This window comes from Butyrivibrio sp. AE2032, assembly GCF_000702965.1.
Genome location: NZ_JNLF01000003.1, coordinates 569,522 through 583,789, shown reverse-complemented (window position 1 = coordinate 583,789; position 14,268 = coordinate 569,522). Strand labels below are relative to the sequence as shown.

The following is a 14,268-nucleotide window of genomic DNA, read 5'->3' as shown; positions in this document are numbered from 1 at the left end:
ATAGGAGGTAAAAAGAATGCCAACATTTAACCAGTTAGTTAGAAAGGGTCGTCAGACATCTGTTAAGAAGTCTACTGCTCCTGCTCTTCAGAAGGGCTTTAACTCTCTTCACAAGAAGGCAACAGCAACAGCTTCTCCTCAGAAGCGTGGTGTCTGCACAGCTGTTAAGACAGCTACACCTAAGAAGCCTAACTCTGCTCTGAGAAAAATCGCCAGAGTACGTCTTTCTAACGGTATTGAGGTAACCAGCTACATTCCTGGTGAGGGACACAACCTTCAGGAGCATAGCGTAGTTCTCATCCGTGGTGGAAGAGTTAAGGATCTGCCTGGTACAAGATACCACATCATCAGAGGTACTCTTGATACAGCAGGTGTTGCTGACAGAAAACAGGCTCGCTCTAAGTATGGCGCTAAGAGACCTAAGCAGAAGTAAGAAACAATTTGATCTAATTTTTTAAAGTGTTGGTGTTCTATTCTATATATAAAGTAGTAAGAAAACCGCACGTACACTAAATTAGTGAGTACCGATGATTGTAGTAAGCAGTGATTTATTACTATCATTGCAATTCTAAAGGAGGGAAGAACCGTGCCGCGTAAAGGACATATTGTAAAACGTGACGTATTAGCGGATCCTTTATACGATAACAAGGTTGTAACAAAGCTTGTCAACACAGTTATGCTTGATGGCAAGAAGGGTGTTGCACAGAAGATCGTATATGGTGCATTCGCACAGGTAGAGGAGAAGGCTGGAAAGCCTGCTCTTGAAGTTTTCGAGGGAGCTATGAATAACATCATGCCTGCTCTCGAGGTAAAGGCTAGACGTATCGGTGGTGCTACATACCAGGTTCCTATTGAGGTTAGACCAGATAGACGTCAGGCTCTTGCACTTCGCTGGCTTGTTAATTTCTCAAGAGCTCGTGGCGAGAAGACAATGGTTGACAGACTCGCTTCAGAGATTATGGATGCATACAATAACACTGGTGCAGCTGTAAAGAGAAAAGAAGATATGCACAAGATGGCAGAAGCAAACAAGGCGTTCTCACACTACAGATTCTAATTTTGATTTAGTATCTTTTGTGAATAGACGTTGGTTTAAATTATTTAGGAGGAAGAACCTTTGGCTGATAGACAATACCCATTGGAGAGAACCAGGAACATCGGTATCATGGCACACATTGATGCTGGTAAGACTACTCTTACAGAGCGTATTCTTTACTATACCGGTGTAAACTATAAGATTGGTGAGACCTACGAAGGAACTGCTACCATGGACTGGATGGAACAGGAGCAGGAGCGTGGTATCACAATCACATCTGCAGCTACAACTTGCCATTGGACACTTCAGGAAAATGGTAAGACAAAGCCAGGCGCTTTAGAGCACCGTATCAATATCATTGATACTCCTGGTCACGTAGACTTCACTGTTGAGGTTGAGCGTTCACTTCGCGTACTTGATGGTGCAGTTGGTGTATTTAGTGCTAAGGAAGGCGTTGAGCCTCAGTCTGAGAACGTTTGGAGACAGGCTGATGGATTTAACGTTCCTCGTATGGCATTCATCAACAAGATGGATATCATCGGCGCTAACTATTACGGCGCTGTAGAGCAGATCCGTAATAGACTTAAGAAAAATGCTATTATGATTGAGATCCCTATCGGAGCTGAGGATCAGTTCCAGGGAATTATCGATCTTTTCGAGATGCAGGCTTACATCTACAACGATGATAAGGGTGAGGATGTTACAATTGGTGAGATCCCTGCTGACCTTAAGGATGATGCAGAGCTTTATCACTCAGAGCTTGTTGAGAAGATCTGCGATCTCGATGAAGACCTTATGATGCAGTACCTTGAGGGTGAGGAGCCTTCAGTTGCTGATCTTAAGGCAGCACTTCGTAAGGCAACTTGCGAGTGTAAGGCATTCCCTGTTTGCTGTGGTTCAGCTCACAAGAACAGAGGAATCCAGAAGCTCATCGATGCTGTTATCGAGTTCATGCCTTCACCTATCGATATCCCTGCATGTAAGGGTACAGATATGGATGGTAACGAGCTTGAGGTTGAGTCAACAGACGATGGCCCATTTGCAGCTCTTGCATTCAAGATTGTCAGCGATCCATTCGTTGGAAAGCTTGCATTCTTCCGTGTATATCGTGGAACTGCAAATTCAGGTTCTTACGTACTTAACAGTACTAAGGATTCAAAGGAGCGTCTTGGACGTATCCTTCAGATGCACGCTAATAAGCGTTCAGATCTTGATAAGGTTTATTCAGGAGATATCGCAGCAGCTGTTGGTCTTAAGAACACAGTAACTGGTGATACACTCTGTGACGAGAAGAATCCTGTTATTCTTGAGTCTATGGAGTTCCCAGATCCTGTTATCGAGCTTGCTATCGAGCCTAAGACTAAGGCTGGTCAGCAGAAGCTTGATGAGGCTCTTATGAAGCTTGCTGAAGAAGATCCTACATTCAGAGCACATACAAACCCTGAGACAGGTCAGACAATCATCGCTGGTATGGGTGAGCTTCACCTTGATATCATCGTTGACAGACTTCTTAGAGAGTACAAGGTTGAGGCTAACGTTGGTGCACCTCAGGTTGCTTACAGAGAGGCTCTTACAAAGGCAGTTGATGTTGAGTCTAAGTACGCTAAGCAGTCCGGTGGACGTGGTCAGTACGGACATTGTAAGGTTCGTTTTGAGCCTATGGATGCAAACGGCGACAACCTTTACCAGTTTGATAGCGAAGTTGTTGGTGGTGCTATTCCTAAGGAATTCATCCAGCCAATCAGCGAAGGTATCGAAGAGGCTATGAAGGCCGGAACACTTGGTGGATATCCTGTTGTTGGTGTACACGCTACAGTATACGACGGATCATACCACGAGGTAGACTCATCTGAGATGGCATTCCATATTGCTGGATCTATGGCATTCAAGGATGCTATGCAGAAGGGAGCACCTGTTCTTCTTGAGCCTATCATGAAGGTTGAGGTTACTATGCCTGAGGAGTACATGGGAGATGTTATCGGTGACGTTAACTCTCGTCGTGGACAGGTTGAGGGTATGGATGATCTCGGCGGCGGAAAGATCGTAAGAGCACATGTGCCTCTTGCGGAGATGTTCGGATACGCAACAGACCTTCGTTCAAGAACTCAGGGACGTGGAAACTACTCAATGTTCTTCGAGAAGTATGCTCCAGTTCCTAAGAACGTTCAGGAGAAAGTCCTTTCAAACAAGGGAAACTAATCATCTAGAGCGTTTAATTTAAAAGAAAGTCCCGTGAAATCTAAGTTTAAGCTTGATTTCACGGCTAACTTTTAATATAATCGATATAGTCGGTTAAATTATGTATGAAAATGTTTATTAACATTTCACTAAGGAGGATATTTAGAAATGGCAAAAGCTAAGTTTGACAGAAGCAAACCACACGTTAACATTGGTACAATCGGACACGTTGACCATGGTAAGACAACTCTTACAGCTGCTATCACAACTGTTCTTGCTGACAGAGGATTTTCACCTGCTGTAGCATTCGATCAGATCGATAAGGCTCCAGAAGAGAAAGAGCGTGGAATCACAATTAACTCTGCTCACATCGAGTACGAGACAGCTAACAGACACTACGCTCACGTAGACTGCCCAGGTCACGCTGACTACGTTAAGAACATGATCACAGGTGCAGCTCAGATGGATGGTTCTATCCTCGTTGTTGCTGCTACTGACGGTGTTATGGCACAGACTAAGGAGCACGTTCTTCTTGCTCGTCAGGTTGGTGTTCCTTACATCATCGTATTCATGAACAAGTGCGATATGGTTGATGATCCTGAGCTTCTCGACCTCGTTGAGATGGAGATCAGAGACCTTCTTACTGAGTATGAGTTCCCTGGAGATGACACACCTATCATTCGTGGTTCAGCTCTTAAGGCTCTTGAGGATCCTAAGTCTGAGTGGGGCGACAAGGTTATGGAGCTCATGGACACAGTTGATTCTTACATCCCTGAACCTACTCGTGAGACAGATAAGCCTTTCCTTATGCCTGTTGAGGACGTATTCACAATCACAGGTCGTGGAACAGTTGCTACTGGTAGAGTAGAGAGAGGTCACCTTAACCTCAACGACGAAATCGAAATCGTTGGTATCAAGGAAGAGACTTCTAAGTCTGTATGTACTGGTATCGAGATGTTCAGAAAGACTATGGACTATTGCGAGGCTGGTGACAACGTAGGACTTCTTCTTCGTGGTGTTGACCGTGATGGTATCCAGAGAGGTCAGGTTATCACAAAGCCTGGCACAGTAACATGCCACACAAAGTTCACTGCTGAGGTATACGTACTTACAAAGGATGAGGGTGGCCGTCATACACCTTTCTTCACAAACTACAGACCTCAGTTCTACTTCAGAACAACTGACGTTACAGGTGTCTGCAACCTCCCTGATGGTGTTGAGATGTGCATGCCTGGTGACCACGTAACAATGTCTATCGAGCTTATTCACCCAATCGCTATGGAGCAGGGTCTTAAGTTCGCTATCCGTGAGGGTGGACGTACAGTTGGATCAGGTAAGGTTGCTACAATCGTTGAGTAATGTTCACGTTAGCTATGAGCTAAGCGATTAAATGCAAATAAAACAGCCCATCGTGCTTGCACGATATGGGCTGTTTTTTTGCATTTAGACATTCAGCGAATGCCGTGACCGAGATGAAGCGCAGCGGAATCGAGGTTCGCTTAGCGAATGCTTGTGCTAGTAAAATTGAAGAAAATTAATCCTTTTATTAAAAAATACTTGTAATCTTGATGTATTTTTGCTACTATAGGCGGGTATTTAATCGATATAGGTCAAATGATATGGATTTGATGTTTCTACCCGGTTGCCGTAAATAACCGGACTATCGAGTGTTTGGTGTATATTTAGCAATTTTTATATGTGATTAATTGTTAATGATATCAAATCTTGTAGGCGTAGAAACATTGTTTCTACGCCTTTTCTTTTGATCAGTATTCGATTTAAAAAGGAGGATGAAATGAAAAAATTAAAAAAAGTACTGTTAGTTTTCCTTGCTGCCACAATGGTAATGGCATTATCAGCTTGCTCTGGTTCATCTGAAGCAGAATCAGCAAAGTCTTCACAGACAGCTTCATCAAACGTAAAGGTTGGTTTTATCTTTTTACATGATGAGAACTCAACATACGATCTGAACTTTATCAATGGTGCTACACAGGCTTGTGAAGCTGCTGGTGTTGAATACATGTTAAAAACAAATATTCCTGAGGGCCAGGAGTGCTATGAGGCAGCATGTGAACTTGCAGATGCAGGCTGCGATATCGTATTTGCTGATTCATTTGGTCATGAAGATTACATGATCGAGGCAGCTAAGGAATATCCTAATGTTCAGTTCTGCCACGCTACGGGAACAAAGGCACATACAGAGGGACTTTCAAATTATCATAACGCTTTTGCAACAATATATGAGGGACGCTATCTTGCTGGTATTACTGCTGGAATGAAGCTTAACGAAATGATCAAAAGCGGAAAAATCACAGAAGATCAGGCTAAGATTGGTTATGTTGGTGCATACACATATGCCGAAGTTATTTCTGGTTACACATCATTCTTCCTTGGTGCACGTTCTGTATGTCCATCAGCTACAATGGAAGTAACCTTTACAGGTTCTTGGTACGATGAAACAGCTGAAAAGGAAGGTGCTAACAAGCTTATTGAAGATGGTTGTGTTCTTCTTTCACAGCATGCTGATTCAATGGGAGCTCCTACAGCCTGTGAGAAGGCAGGTGTACCTGACGTATCTTACAACGGAAGCACAGCTTCTGCATGCCCTAACACATTTATAGTTTCTTCAAGAATTGACTGGGCTCCATATTTCGCTTATATTATTGACGCTGTTGCAAATGGAAAAGAGATTTCAACTGATTGGGTTGGAACACTTGAGACAGGTTCTGTTGTTCTTACAGATCTTGGTGGTGCAGCTGCAGAAGGTACAGCAGAAGCGATAGCTGAAGCTGAAGCAGCTATGAAGGCAGGTAAACTGCATGTATTTGATACAACTACATTTACTGTAAACGGTGAGACACTTACATCTTACATGGCTGATGTTGATACAGATGCTGATTATACAGCTGATACAGAAGTTATTACAGATGGCTATTTTGCAGAATCCAGTCCTGAATTCCGCTCAGCTCCATACTTTGATTTACAGATTGATGGAATTTCACTTCTTGATACTGCGTACTAATCTTTAATCTCATGTAATTTAGGGAAATCTTTGGGAGCACAGGATTTCTGTGCTGCATCAAAGATTTCCCATTTTTTAGTCTATTAAGTCATTATGAAAGGTGATAACTGTGGATAACAAAGAAATAGCCATATCACTTCGTGGCATTACAAAGTCTTTCGGTAATGTAACTGCAAATAGCAATGTCACTCTCGATGTTTATAAGGGGGAGATATTATCTCTTCTTGGTGAGAATGGAAGCGGTAAAACAACTCTTATGAATATGCTGGCAGGAATCTATTATCCCGATGCCGGTAAGATTATCATAAACGGCAAGGAAGCTGTAATCCGTTCTCCCAAGGATGCTTTTGACCTGGGAATAGGAATGGTCCATCAGCATTTTAAGCTTATAGATGTATTCAATGCGACAGAGAATATAATTCTTGGACTTGAAGGAAAGCTTAAGATAAAAGAGGCTGAAGAAAATATCAAAAAAATCTGCGACAAATACGGATTCGAGATTGATATACACAAGAAGATATATGACATGTCAGTTTCCGAAAAGCAGACGGTAGAGATTGTTAAGGTACTTTACCGGGGGGCAGATATTTTAATATTGGATGAACCTACAGCGGTACTGACACCTCAGGAAACCGAGAAACTTTTTAATGTTGTGCGAAATATGAAAAAAGATGGAAAATCCATAGTTATAATTACTCACAAGCTAAACGAGGTACAGAGTATATCTGACAGGGTTGCGGTCCTGCGCCATGGTGAATTTGTCAGTGATATGAAGACCAGCAAAACCGATGCTCAGAAAATGACTGATATGATGGTGGGGCATTCAGTTTTTCTTAATATCAACAGACCCGAACCTGTTAATCCAAAACCACGTATTATTGTAGAAAATCTTACAGTAGTGGATGAAGAAGGAGTAGTTAAGCTTGATGATGTATCTTTTACTGCTAATACGGGAGAAATATTAGGTATTGCTGGAATATCAGGCTGTGGACAAAAGGAACTGCTCAGAGCAATTGCTGGCCTCGAAATTGTTAAAGATGGCAAAATCACATATATCCACCAGGATGGCAGAACGGAGGAACTTCTTGGAAAGTCACCCAGGGAAATCTCTGATCTTGGCGTAAAGCTGTCTTTTGTTCCTGAAGACAGACTCGGTATGGGACTTGTTGGAAATATGAATCTTGCGGACAATATGATGCTTAGATCATATAGAAACGGCAAGTCAAGGTTTTTCACAGAAAAGAAAGAGCCTAGAGAACTTGCAGAAAAGATTGTTGAAAAATTGGAGGTATCAACTCCAAGTGTAGACACTCCGGTACGAAGACTTTCAGGGGGCAATGTTCAAAAGGTCCTTGTTGGAAGAGAAATAGCCTCAAGACCTAAGGTTTTGCTTACCGCATATGCAGTAAGAGGGCTTGATATTAATTCCTCCTATCAGATATATGACCTTATCAATCAGCAAAAAGAACGCGGAGCAGCGGTTGTTTTTGTGGGTGAGGATCTGGATGTTCTTGTTGAGCTTTGCGACAGGATTCTTGTCCTTTGTGGCGGTAAAGTTACGGGAATCGTAGATGGCAGGAATACCGATAAGTATACCTTGGGTTCAATGATGACACAGAAAGGAGAGGCTTAAGAATGGAACAGAAAGTAAAAGAGCCTCGTTTTCACATTGTAAAAAGAGCAGAAATAAGCAATAAAGAAGCTTGGATTATAAGGTTAATTGCTATTCTGGCTGCTTTGGCAGTATGCGCAATAATTACCATGATATGCACAGGTGACAATCCTATATCCATATTTGTGACTATTTTTAAAGGCGCATTCGGCACCCAGAGAAAAAACTGGATTACACTCCAATATGTAGCTATTCTTCTTATTATTTCTCTGGCACTTACGCCTGCATTTAAGATGCAGTTTTGGAATATTGGCGGCGAAGGACAGGTTCTGATGGGAGGTCTTGCAGCTGCGACATGTATGATCACATTAGCAGACAAGCTTCCAAACGCAGTCATAATTATTCTTATGGTAATTTCATCTATACTTGCAGGAGCAATCTGGGGAGTAATTCCAGCGCTCTTCAAAGCAAAATGGAACACCAACGAAACACTTTCAACGCTGATGATGAATTATATTGCTACTCAGCTGGTGGCGTATTTTACTATAGTCTGGGAGGTTCCTAAAGGCTCTGGCAAGATTGGTATCATTAACCAGAATTCAAATATAGGTTGGCTTCCAAATGTTGGCAATAAATACCTTTTAAGCATTATTGCCGCTTTTATTGTCACTATTGGGATGTACATTTATCTGAAATACACCAAACATGGATATGAAATAGAAGTTGTTGGTGAAAGTCAGAATACTGCCAGATATGTAGGAATTAATGTTGAGAAGGTCATAATTAGAACTATGCTATTGTCTGGTGCAATTTGTGGTTTGGCAGGTCTTCTTTTGGTGGGAGGAATTAATCACACGATAACCACAACCATAACTGATGGTCAGGGCTTTACTGGCGTTATGGTTTCATGGCTTGCAAAGTTTAATCCGGTTGCAATGATCTTCACCAGTCTTTTGATCATCTTCATGGATAGAGGAGCCAGTGAAATATCCACTGTGTTTGAGCTTAATCAGAGCTTTGCGGATATTCTGACTGGAATCATCCTGTTTTTTATAATTGGATGTGAGTTTTTTATCAGGTATAAAATCATTGTACGTAAGGATTTAGGAAAGGAGGACGCATAATGTTTAGTCTGGTAGCATTTATACCAAGAGCCGTGCAGCAGGGCGTTCCTCTATTGCTTGGAAGTACAGGTGAAACAATTACAGAAAAATCAGGAAATCTGAATCTCGGAATTCCAGGGGTTATGTATGTAGGCGCCATAAGCGGTGTTATAGGATCGTTTTTCTATGAACAGTCAGTACCGTCAGGAGATATCAATGGTTTTCTTGCAGTATTTATACCACTTATCTGTGCGCTTACAGGTTCTTTATTGATGGGATTGTTATACTGCTTTTTGACTGTCAGTTTGAGAGCCAATCAGAATGTTACAGGCCTTGCCATGACTACATTTGGTATAGGTTTTGGTAATTTCTTCGGAGGATCTCTGATAAAGCTTGCAGGTGCTGATGTTCCATCAATTTCACTATCAGCCACGTCTGCTTATTTTAGCAAAACTCTGCCTTTCGCTTCGAAAGAAGGTTGGTTTGGCAAGGTATTCCTCTCATACGGTTTTCTTGCATATGTAGCAATTATAATTGCTTTAATTGCAGCGTTTGTACTTAAAAAGACAAGAGTAGGTCTTCACCTTCGCGCTGTGGGCGAGGATCCGGCAGCGGCAGATGCTGCAGGTATCAATGTAACAAAGTATAAATATATTTCAACATGCCTTGGATGCATGATAGCAGGACTTGGCGGATTATACTATGTAATGGATTATGCATGTGGTGTATGGTCAAATGATGCTTTTGGCGACAGGGGATGGCTTGCTATAGCTCTTGTTATCTTTACGATATGGAAGCCTGATATTGGTATTTTATCTTCAATACTTTTTGGAGGCCTTTACATTCTGTATCTGTATCTTCCTTCGGGGACACACACTGAATACAAAGAGCTGTATAAGATGATTCCTTATATTGTTACACTTGTGGTTCTTGTTTTTACCAGCATGAGGAACAAACGTGAGAATCAACCCCCAAAGAGCCTTGGAACAAATTATTTCCGTGAAGAAAGATAAAGGACTTTTTAATCTGGATTATAGAGCAAAGAAGGTGGAAAGATGAATTTTCTTGAAGAGAAAATTATAAAGGATGGTATTGTTAAGGAAGGTAATATACTAAAGGTGGACAGTTTTTTGAACCATCAGTTAGATGTTGAGCTCTTTGATAAGATGGGAGCGGAATGGGCCAAAAGATTTGAAGGCACTCAGATAAACAAGATTCTGACCATTGAAGCATCAGGTATAGGTATTGCCTGCGTAGCAGCAAGACACTTTAATGTTCCTGTTGTATTTGCCAAGAAGTCACAAAGTATCAATCTTGATGGCGAAATGTATACTGCTGAAGTAGAATCTTTTACTCACAAAAATAAGAATCATGTGATCGTATCAAAAAAGTACCTTAATGAGAATGATAAGGTTCTTATTATTGATGATTTCCTGGCAAACGGATGTGCATTGCAGGGACTGATCTCCATAATAAATAATGCTAATGCCACTGTATCCGGAATTGGTATAGCTATTGAAAAAGGCTTTCAGCCGGGAGGTCAGATAATCAGAAATTTGGGTTACAGACTTGAATCTCTAGCTATTGTGGATGGAATGGATCCTGCAACAGGTAACATTACTTTTAGAGAATGATACAATAATATTAGAGGGGGATATTATGGATTATATTACTTACTTGCGGAAATTTGAGAGATACAAATGGTTTAAGCCAATCCTGGAGGCTATCATTGCCGGAGCTGTGTGGATACTGGTAACTATACTCTGTACAGTCCTTGCTATGGTTATTGTTACGATCAGCGGCGGAAATCCCGTGCAGATCTTAGATACTTTGAGACAATCCTATGATGGTATGGATGTATATTCGCTGCCTGGATCGATTGTTTCCCTGGGAGGTGTAGCCGGTTTGTTGCTAGGTGTGGCAATTGCAACCAAAATTGTAAAGGTCAGACCTTTTCATACAGTGGCTTCATCCTGCGGCGGATTCAACTTTAAGATCTTTGGAAAAGTCATGGTACCTGCGCTAATAATAGTTGGTATTCCGGTATTTATTGATGTTTTGATGAGTGTCAAAGAAAGAGGCCCTGTTGAGTTTACAATTCTTGGCTTTATTGCCTGCATTATACTAGGCCCCTTGCAGTGCTGCGGTGAGGAGTTTATGTTCAGAGGAGTTATTCTCCAGGGAATTGGAAGCTGGGTGAAAATACCTATTCTGGCTATTGTTCTTCAGACAATACTCTTTGCCATGGGACATCCCTATGGAGTATATGGAGTAATTGAAGTATTACTATCAGGCTTTATAATGGGCTATATGGTATATTATACAAAGGGACTTGAAGCATCCTGCGCTGCGCATATAGTAAATAACATGACACTCTTTATCATGAATGGATTTGGCTTTAAGACAATATCCACCAACGGTGGCCAACTCAAGGACGTAATACTGGCAGTAGCCATGAATGGTGTATACCTTGCAGTTCTCATGGTAGTGGGAAAGAAATTCAATTGGTTTGAAAGAACTCCAAAGGAAACAGATATCCAATAATCAAATGAAATAATAAAGATATGAAGATTTCAGGGGCTTTGGTCTTCGGAGAAGACAGGAAGTTTATAAAGAGAGACATCTATATTAATGAAGGACAATTTACAGAGGAGGCATCTGACTTCGGGCAGGAAGTGGATGCCTTTGATTGTTATGCAATTCCGGGGCTTGTGGACATCCATTTTCATGGAGCTCTTGGATATGACATTTGTGATGGCACTATGGAGGCCTTTGAAAACATTGCGCTGTACGAGGCTGGGAAGGGCGTTACAGCAATCTGTCCAGCAACGCTGACTTTACCGGTGGGAGCGCTGAAAGACATCCTTTCGCTTGGTGCCAGGTTTGCTGAGGGAGAACATCCTAAGGCTGCAGATGTTGTTGGCTTCAATATGGAAGGTCCTTTTATAGGCAGAACTAAAATAGGAGCTCAGAACGAGACTCATATAAAGAAATGTTCAGTCGAGCTGGTGGATGAGTTTTACAACGCATCGAAAGGTCTTTTGAAGATAATAGGACTTGCTCCGGAGGATAACCCTGACTTTGAGCGATACATCAAAGCTGTTAAAGATAAGGTGACAGTATCTCTTGCTCACACAGGGGCAGACTACGTCACAGCGAAAAGAGCTATCGATTCCGGTGCAGATCACGCAGTACACTTATATAATGCAATGAGCGGATATGGTCACAAAGATCCGGGAGTTGTAGGAGCTGTGTTTGATTCGGATCACGTCACGGCTGAAATAATCTGTGACGGAATTCATGTGCATCCGGTTGCAGTACGTACTGCTTTTAAAGTGATGGGCGCCGACAGGATGATACTCATAAGCGACAGTCTTCGCTGTACAGGAATGCCTGACGGAGAGTATACTCTTGGAGGGAAGCAGATAGTGAAGACGGGAAACAGATGCACGTTGGCCCAGGAAGGAAATATCGCCGGCTCGGTGTTTGATCTGATGGACTGCATGCGATATGCTGTTCTTGAAATGGGAATCACTCTGGAAAATGCTGTGGCGGCAGCAACTATAAATCCTGCAAGGCGTATAGGGGTTGATGACAGGTATGGCGTTATCAAAAAAGGTAACGTTGCGGATATAGTTCTTTTAAATAAAGAGGATCTTAGTCTGCGAGCTGTCTATAAAAATGGATTAAAAATCATATAAAATGCATTCTACGACAAAAAAAAGACACTTTTCGACAATCATAGAAAATGAAATTCTTTTTTGGCTATACTATACTCAGGAAGAAAACTAATTTCAATGATTATCAGGGGGCTTGGAATGAGTAGTCATAAGTATGATGAAATGGGGCTTTTGGTGGTTCAGGAAAGCTACTGTTGCGATCATTTCGAACCGGACGATGGTGCACTTGTTCCCATGAGGGAATGCTGGTGCTGTAAGTGGTCTAATTTCAGGGCTGATTGCAAAAGTGGTACATGCGATAGCTATAGTGTCTGCAATTATGTTGGAAATGCTAAGGAAGCAGTAAACAATTGAGGTAGACGTTATGGGACTGGGTACTAAAGCTACTATTCAAGTGAATATGTTTGGTGGACTTGCCATTACGTACGAAGGAAAAAATATATCCATCGGCAAAAACAAGACTGCAAAATACATCCAGCTTCTTGAGATGGTTTGGTTAAGCGGAAGTTCTGGAATACAGAAGGATCAACTTACCAGTATCCTTTATGATAGAGAAGAACAGTCTAACTTAAGCAACAGCTTTAACAATCTTATCTATCAGATGCACAAGCAGTTAAAGAAGTCAGGCCTTCCTGATCTTGATTACATTGTCAATAAGGATGGCGTTTTCTTTACCGATGATCAAGTGATAATCGATTCAGATGTTCTGAGATTTACTGAGAATGTTGAGAAGGCCAGGGAGACAGAGGAAGAAGTTGAAAGCGTAAAGTATTACAAGGCTGCCTTTGATGAGTATCGTGCAGAGATACTGCCGGAACTTGCCACATCCGAATGGCTCATAGTAAAAAGCGTTAAGCTCCAGAAGATGTATGCCGAGGCGGTAGTTGCACTTGGTACATACTATGAAAAGAGAAAAGATTTTGATGCCATGTACCGCGTGTACAAGAAAGCAGCAGAGCTTTATCCCGATGATGAATGGCAGATCGGTGAGATAAATGCCCTCATCGGAATGGAATCCTACAAGGATGCCTACGCGGTTTATGACGAGACAGTAAGATATTATACTGATGAACTTGGAGTTACTCCCAGCAATGATCTGCTGGAGTGTTATGACAAGATGAGTCGTCAGATCACGAATACTCCTGGCAAGATCCTTCAGATCAGAGATGGAATTCTTGAACACCGTGACGCAGTTGCCGGAGACGATCATGGCGCATATGATTGTTCTTTCCCAAGCTTCATCGATGCGTATCATATCTTAAGTCGCAATATGCAAAGAAGCGGACAGTCAGTTTACATGATGCTTCTTAACATTGTGGACTACGAAGGTAAAAGAATTACCAACGCTGCCAAGCTTGAGACAAGAGCTAAGCTTCTTCAGGAGGCAATCTCTTTGACCTTGAGACAGGGAGATACCTATTGTAAGTATTCAGCATCCCAGTTCCTGCTTCTTTTGGTAGGAACCAACAAGGAGAGCTGCAAGACAGTATACAGACGTGTTCTCACAAAGTTCAAGCTTCTTGCCGGACCGAGAACCGAGCTGGAATATAGTGTGGTTTCGCTTGCTGATCTGCCTGATAGATTGGCTGAAGCAAAGTGACAAAGATTGATTTGTCAAATAGAGGGGATTGTGGTTT

General features: G+C 41.9%; 13 protein-coding genes and 1 riboswitch. All 13 genes read left to right on the top strand.

Features of this window, described 5'->3' with window-relative positions:
- Window positions 1-16: 16 nt before the first annotated feature.
- The 13 genes from rpsL (at window position 17) to BO18_RS04315 (ending at window position 14,231) form a co-directional block, all read left to right on the top strand.
- Window positions 17-433: a 30S ribosomal protein S12 gene (rpsL, locus tag BO18_RS04375; protein ID WP_022765120.1), complete on the top strand. Its 417-nt coding sequence runs from the start codon at window positions 17-19 to the stop codon at window positions 431-433.
- A gap of 153 nt (window positions 434-586) precedes the next feature.
- Window positions 587-1,057: a 30S ribosomal protein S7 gene (gene rpsG, locus BO18_RS04370; RefSeq protein ID WP_013281752.1), complete on the top strand. Its 471-nt coding sequence runs from the start codon at window positions 587-589 to the stop codon at window positions 1,055-1,057.
- A gap of 60 nt (window positions 1,058-1,117) precedes the next feature.
- Complete coding sequence (fusA, locus tag BO18_RS04365; RefSeq protein WP_034443915.1) at window positions 1,118-3,235, top strand: elongation factor G; 2,118 nt, start codon at window positions 1,118-1,120, stop codon at window positions 3,233-3,235.
- A 147-nt stretch (window positions 3,236-3,382) separates the two neighbouring features.
- A complete protein-coding gene (tuf, locus tag BO18_RS04360; protein ID WP_034443912.1) occupies window positions 3,383-4,573 on the top strand; it encodes an elongation factor Tu in 1,191 nt (396 codons plus the stop codon).
- A gap of 222 nt (window positions 4,574-4,795) precedes the next feature.
- A riboswitch (purine riboswitch) is annotated at window positions 4,796-4,897 on the top strand.
- Between the two features lie 112 nt (window positions 4,898-5,009).
- Window positions 5,010-6,236, top strand: a complete 1,227-nt coding sequence (locus BO18_RS04355) for a BMP family ABC transporter substrate-binding protein (RefSeq protein WP_034443909.1) — start codon at window positions 5,010-5,012, stop codon at window positions 6,234-6,236.
- Window positions 6,237-6,336: 100 nt separating this feature from the next.
- Window positions 6,337-7,869, top strand: a complete 1,533-nt coding sequence (locus BO18_RS04350; RefSeq protein ID WP_081860903.1) for an ABC transporter ATP-binding protein — start codon at window positions 6,337-6,339, stop codon at window positions 7,867-7,869.
- 2 nt (window positions 7,870-7,871) lie between these two features.
- Entirely contained in the window at window positions 7,872-8,972 is a 1,101-nt protein-coding gene (locus tag BO18_RS04345) for an ABC transporter permease (RefSeq protein ID WP_034443905.1), read from the top strand.
- The gene (locus tag BO18_RS04340) at window positions 8,972-9,964 is read left to right on the top strand and encodes an ABC transporter permease (RefSeq protein WP_034443904.1); all 993 of its coding nucleotides are present in this window, start codon (window positions 8,972-8,974) and stop codon (window positions 9,962-9,964) included. The genes BO18_RS04345 and BO18_RS04340 overlap by 1 nt, the downstream gene beginning before the upstream one ends.
- Before the next feature lie 42 nt (window positions 9,965-10,006).
- Entirely contained in the window at window positions 10,007-10,585 is a 579-nt protein-coding gene (locus tag BO18_RS04335) for a xanthine phosphoribosyltransferase (RefSeq protein ID WP_034443902.1), read from the top strand.
- Window positions 10,586-10,610: 25 nt separating this feature from the next.
- Window positions 10,611-11,495 (top strand): CPBP family intramembrane glutamic endopeptidase, encoded by an 885-nt coding sequence (locus BO18_RS04330; protein ID WP_034443900.1) that lies wholly within the window; start codon window positions 10,611-10,613, stop codon window positions 11,493-11,495.
- 20 nt (window positions 11,496-11,515) lie between these two features.
- Entirely contained in the window at window positions 11,516-12,652 is a 1,137-nt protein-coding gene (gene nagA, locus BO18_RS04325; protein WP_034443898.1) for an N-acetylglucosamine-6-phosphate deacetylase, read from the top strand.
- A 117-nt stretch (window positions 12,653-12,769) separates the two neighbouring features.
- Window positions 12,770-12,985 carry a hypothetical protein gene (locus BO18_RS04320; RefSeq protein ID WP_034443896.1) on the top strand — a complete coding sequence of 72 codons (216 nt, stop codon included), beginning with the start codon at window positions 12,770-12,772 and terminating at the stop codon, window positions 12,983-12,985.
- A 10-nt stretch (window positions 12,986-12,995) separates the two neighbouring features.
- Window positions 12,996-14,231, top strand: a complete 1,236-nt coding sequence (locus tag BO18_RS04315; protein ID WP_051688493.1) for an AfsR/SARP family transcriptional regulator — start codon at window positions 12,996-12,998, stop codon at window positions 14,229-14,231.
- Window positions 14,232-14,268: the final 37 nt, after the last annotated feature.

What these genes read in the sequence shown, in the direction of transcription:
- rpsL (WP_022765120.1), top strand. Translation starts at nt 17, where the DNA reads ATGCCAACATTTAACCAGTTAGTTAGAAAGGGTCGTCAGACATCTGTT.
- tuf (WP_034443912.1), top strand. Translation starts at nt 3,383, where the DNA reads ATGGCAAAAGCTAAGTTTGACAGAAGCAAACCACACGTTAACATTGGT.
- BO18_RS04355 (WP_034443909.1), top strand. Translation starts at nt 5,010, where the DNA reads ATGAAAAAATTAAAAAAAGTACTGTTAGTTTTCCTTGCTGCCACAATG.
- BO18_RS04345 (WP_034443905.1), top strand. Translation starts at nt 7,872, where the DNA reads ATGGAACAGAAAGTAAAAGAGCCTCGTTTTCACATTGTAAAAAGAGCA.
- BO18_RS04340 (WP_034443904.1), top strand. Translation starts at nt 8,972, where the DNA reads ATGTTTAGTCTGGTAGCATTTATACCAAGAGCCGTGCAGCAGGGCGTT.
- BO18_RS04335 (WP_034443902.1), top strand. Translation starts at nt 10,007, where the DNA reads ATGAATTTTCTTGAAGAGAAAATTATAAAGGATGGTATTGTTAAGGAA.
- BO18_RS04330 (WP_034443900.1), top strand. Translation starts at nt 10,611, where the DNA reads ATGGATTATATTACTTACTTGCGGAAATTTGAGAGATACAAATGGTTT.
- nagA (WP_034443898.1), top strand. Translation starts at nt 11,516, where the DNA reads ATGAAGATTTCAGGGGCTTTGGTCTTCGGAGAAGACAGGAAGTTTATA.
- BO18_RS04320 (WP_034443896.1), top strand. Translation starts at nt 12,770, where the DNA reads ATGAGTAGTCATAAGTATGATGAAATGGGGCTTTTGGTGGTTCAGGAA.
- BO18_RS04315 (WP_051688493.1), top strand. Translation starts at nt 12,996, where the DNA reads ATGGGACTGGGTACTAAAGCTACTATTCAAGTGAATATGTTTGGTGGA.